The organism is Pyramidobacter sp. CG50-2 (assembly GCF_003612005.1).
Lineage (GTDB): Bacteria > Synergistota > Synergistia > Synergistales > Dethiosulfovibrionaceae > Pyramidobacter.
In genome coordinates this window covers 1-3,907 of record NZ_RAWT01000086.1, presented here as the reverse complement: position 1 = coordinate 3,907, position 3,907 = coordinate 1, and the positions used below count along the sequence as shown (strand labels likewise).

Sequence of the window (3,907 nt, the reverse complement as noted above, 5' to 3'; positions counted from 1 at the left end):
TTGTAGTGTCTTTGACGTGCGGCGTCAACGAATATCCCGACCGGCCGATGAACTGTGTTTCGCGCCATGTCGTTTTTTGTGTTATGCTTACCGAAATGGAAGATGCGGGCGAGGTGAAACGATGGCCGTGCGGCACAAGATTCGCGATTTTTTTTCTGCGACGCGCAGGAGGCGCGCGCCGGGGCGCTGGTTTCGGTGACGGTGGGGGCGCTGTCGAAACCGGTCGGGTATCTGCGCACGCTGATGCTGATGATCCCAAGGCGTGGAAGGTTGCCCTCGACGTCAGCCAGGACGCGCTCAAGTTCACCTCTCTGTGGGTTGAATACGCCAAGTTCGACGAAGGCTTTGTCCTTCAGAATACGCCTTATGCTTTCAATGACGAAGTGTTTGTCGCGCCCGGGGTAAAGGATATGCTGGAAGCCAATCCTGTCCTTCAGGATATGAACGTTATCTTTGTCGGCGCTAAGCAGAAGTGGAACGACAAGTGGCATACCTTTGAGCGTTACGCCAAGTACGACATGGATAAAGTTGGCGATGCTAAGGAGTGGACGGTGGGCGTCGGCTACCAGTACAGCCCCAACCTTCGCTTCGAACTTGCCTATAACGACATCGATGTGAGCGACGATGCCGGGTGGGGTTTCAAGTACGACGACAACCAGATCCGCTTCCGTACGTTCCTTGCTTTCTAGTCGAATCTCCGCAAACGCGAAAAGCGGGGCTGCCTCGGCAGCTCCGCTTTTTTATCCTCCTGCTCCCTATGAAAAGAAGCGCTGGAAGTCTTTTTTCAGCGCTTCTTTACATTATGGGGAATCTTGTGCGCGCTTTTGTGACGCGTCGGAACGTTTAACCTGGTTGGGCGCGCTTGAGAAGCCATTGATAAATGCCTTGAAGATGAAGTTCGCCTCTGGCGATTTCGAGCGCCGTGTTCAAAAATTCGTCGTTGCCGGCTGTAAGCGTATAACCGTTGATCTTTAAAAAGTACGTGCCGAGCAACATTCCCATTCGCTTGTTTCCGTCCTGCAGCGGGTGTCCTTGTATGATGGAGCGAAAAATCACCGCTGCCAAACGGTACACGTCGTCATCGTAGTAGCACGATAAAGCTTCGAGATGAAGAACGTATTCGATAGGTTCTTCATTGATAATGGAGATCGGGTCGTCTGCGTATCGACAACGCAGGGATTCGATCACGTCGTCGATGCTTTCGGGCGAGAGCCACTCAATATTTGGCAAGGGCATCGAGAGCGTCTTTGCGTTCGGTTATAATGCTGTGAAGAATCGCGCGTTTTTCGTCGTCCAGTTTGCTGTCCCGCTGAGCGACGATTCCCGCCTTGTAACGGCGCGAAAGGGTTTTATCGAAGATTTTGTCGGTGGTTGTCATGGGGATTCCTCCTTATCGGCGTTGTGCCTCCGGCTTCGGAAGTCGTTTCGTCGTTTTTGCCGGAAAGCCCCGCCTTATACCTTGGGCTCTGCGGGGTCTTTTCGGATTTTCTTCGTGAAGGGAGACGTCGGGCCTTTGTCTGGGCATGTGACCGTCTCCTTTTTTTGTACGTCTATTGTAGTGTCTTTGACGTGCGGCGTCAACGAATATCCCGACCGGCCGATGAACTGTGTTTCGCGCCATGTCGTTTTTTGTGTTATGCTTACTGAAATGGAAGATGCGGGCGAGGTGAAACGATGGCCGTGCGGCACAAGATTCGCGATTTTTTCTGCGGCGCGCAGGAGGCGCGCGCCGGGGCGCTGGTTTCGGTGACGGTGGGGGCGCTGTCGAAACCGGTCGGGTATCTGCGCACGCTGATGCTGGCGTGGCTGTTCGGCGCATCGGCGGGCATGGACGCTTTTTACGTCAGCATGGGGATCCTTTCGCTGCTGTGCCAGATCGTGCAGAATGTGACGGAATCGGCGCTGCTGCCGCGGCTGGTGCGGCAGCAGACGGAGGCGGATGCGGCGGCGCTGATGGCGCGCGTCTTTCGTCTGGCGTTGATCGGCGCGCTGCTGCTGGCGGCGCTGACGGCGGCTTTTTCGTCGCCGCTGGCGGCGTTTTTCGCGCGGCGTTTCGATCCGCCGCGGCTGAAGACGGCTGCCCGAATGCTGGTGATCCTGATCCCTTGGGGGGGCGCGTGGACGCTGATGCCCTTTTTCGAGGTCTGGAACAATTTCAAGGGGAGGTACAGTCTTTCGGTCTCTCTCTCGGCGCTGGGGCATGCGCTGCTGATCCCGGCGATCTGGGCGGCGTCTTTTTTCTGGGGCGTGTACGCCGTGCCGGCGATGTACAGTTTGGTGGTGGCGCTTCTGGCCTGGGGCACGTTCCGGGCCACGGGGGATTTCCCCTGGCGGGCTGCGGGCGCGGCGCGCAAAGAAGCGCTGCGCGAACTGCGCGCGGATTGTCTGCTCTGCGTCGGCATCGTCGGCGCCAGCGGGCTGTATCAGCTGGTGGATCGCTATTTCGCCTCGGGGCTGCCGGCGGGAAACATTTCCGCGCTCAGCTACGCGGGGCTGATCTACACGCTGCCGCAGAGCGTGCTCGCGCCGGCGCTGATGATCTATCTGCATCGCGTCAGCGCGCTGATGGCTTGTCCCGAAACGCCGCAAGCGCAGCTCAAAGCGGTGATGTGCACGGGCTGGCTTTACATGTTTCCGCCGGCGGCGCTGATGTCGGCGCTGAGCCGGCCGCTGGTGAGGATCTTTCTGGGCTACGGCGCCTTCGACGCGGCGGCGGTGGCGCTGACGGCGCCGTGCATGGCCGCGGCGGCGTGGAGTCTGCCGCTGATGCTGTGGGGGCAGTTCTTGTCGCGCTACGCGCAGGCGGCGGGCAGGCTGAAGACGATCCTGTCCGTGAGTTACGGAGCGCTGGCGCTGAACGCGTTTCTGGACTGGATGCTGGCGCCGCGGTGGGGCGCGCCGGGGCTCTGCGTGGCGACGGGGCTGACGTGGGGCGGCTCGGCGCTGGTCTATGCGGCGCTGTTGGCGCCGGGAGCGTTGAAGCACGCGGCCCGCGCGGTGTGGAAGCCGTCGCTCGCCTTCGCGCTGTCGTGCGTGGCGCTCTGGCCGCTGCGGGAAAACGGGATCGCGGCGGTCCTGGCCGGCGGGCTGCTGGCAGCGGCCTACTACCTGGGCGGCGAAAGGCTGGGTTTCTTCGATTCGGTGCCGCCGGTCTGGCGGCCGCGGGCGCTGTTGGCGCTGGCGCTGCGGCGAAAAAGAGGGGAATGAAGGCGGCGGGAAAGAGCCGGTCGCCTTCGATGGTGCGTTCCACGTGGAACATTTTGCATGAAGAGAGCCCGACGGCCGATTCTCCGTCGCGTCCTCCGGACGGTTCGATCGCGATGCGGAAACGCGCCGGCGAAATCCGCCCTCTGTTGTGCCGGGATCGCGGCGCCGCTGTGCGCGGAAAACGGCCCGTTCGTTTTTTTTAATTGATTTATCGGCGATGACGGGAAGGTCAAATTTTGTTGGGCGAGAATCTTTTGCTGTGAAGTGCGCATGAATTTTTAATGAAAGATCAAATATTCTGCCAAAATGATGAATTTAATTCGATCCGCGGGGCGAGGCTTCAGGTGAGACACGCTGTTTTTTTAGATTGGGCCGTGGACAAGACGGGCGCACTTTGATAAAATTCCAGAGAACCTGTTCACTCTTGTATGGACGAGCGAAAAGCAGAACGTTCGTCTGCGGCCTCTCCGCCCGCATCGCGGTGGAGTCGTCTGCTGGAACGGAGAAAGAAGCTGTCGGCGACGGTCCTTTGTGACGCGGTCGCAGGAGAGATGACGCAGGCTTGATTTTCGATAAGCGGCCCCTGCAGGGCCCGAAAATTTTCAGTTTTAGGGAGGCCACACCAATGGCAAAAGAGAAATTTGAGCGCAGCAAGCCCCATCTGAACATCGGAACGATCGGGCACATCGACCACGGCAAG

General features: G+C 59.2%; 4 protein-coding genes and 1 pseudogene. 2 read left to right on the top strand and 3 right to left on the bottom strand.

The window, feature by feature from the left end:
* Positions 1–689: pseudogene (locus D7D26_RS12390) on the top strand (OprO/OprP family phosphate-selective porin); the annotation flags it as partial.
* Positions 690–843: 154 nt separating this feature from the next.
* Here the strand turns inward: D7D26_RS12390 and D7D26_RS11780 are convergent.
* The gene (locus tag D7D26_RS11780) at positions 844–1,236 is read right to left on the bottom strand and encodes a type II toxin-antitoxin system death-on-curing family toxin (protein WP_078015576.1); all 393 of its coding nucleotides are present in this window, start codon (positions 1,234–1,236) and stop codon (positions 844–846) included.
* Positions 1,217–1,378, bottom strand: coding sequence for a hypothetical protein (locus D7D26_RS12385; RefSeq protein WP_009164375.1), 162 nt, complete (start codon positions 1,376–1,378; stop codon positions 1,217–1,219). Before D7D26_RS12385 ends, D7D26_RS11780 begins: the two co-directional genes overlap by 20 nt.
* A 296-nt stretch (positions 1,379–1,674) precedes the next feature.
* Between D7D26_RS12385 and D7D26_RS11775 the strand changes: the two genes are divergently transcribed.
* The gene (locus D7D26_RS11775; protein ID WP_120373171.1) at positions 1,675–3,207 is read left to right on the top strand and encodes a lipid II flippase MurJ; all 1,533 of its coding nucleotides are present in this window, start codon (positions 1,675–1,677) and stop codon (positions 3,205–3,207) included.
* A gap of 418 nt (positions 3,208–3,625) precedes the next feature.
* On the opposite strand, the gene D7D26_RS12940 is transcribed toward D7D26_RS11775, so the two are convergent.
* Positions 3,626–3,907: hypothetical protein (locus D7D26_RS12940; RefSeq protein WP_233543572.1), on the bottom strand; the 282-nt coding region annotated here is incomplete at its 5' end.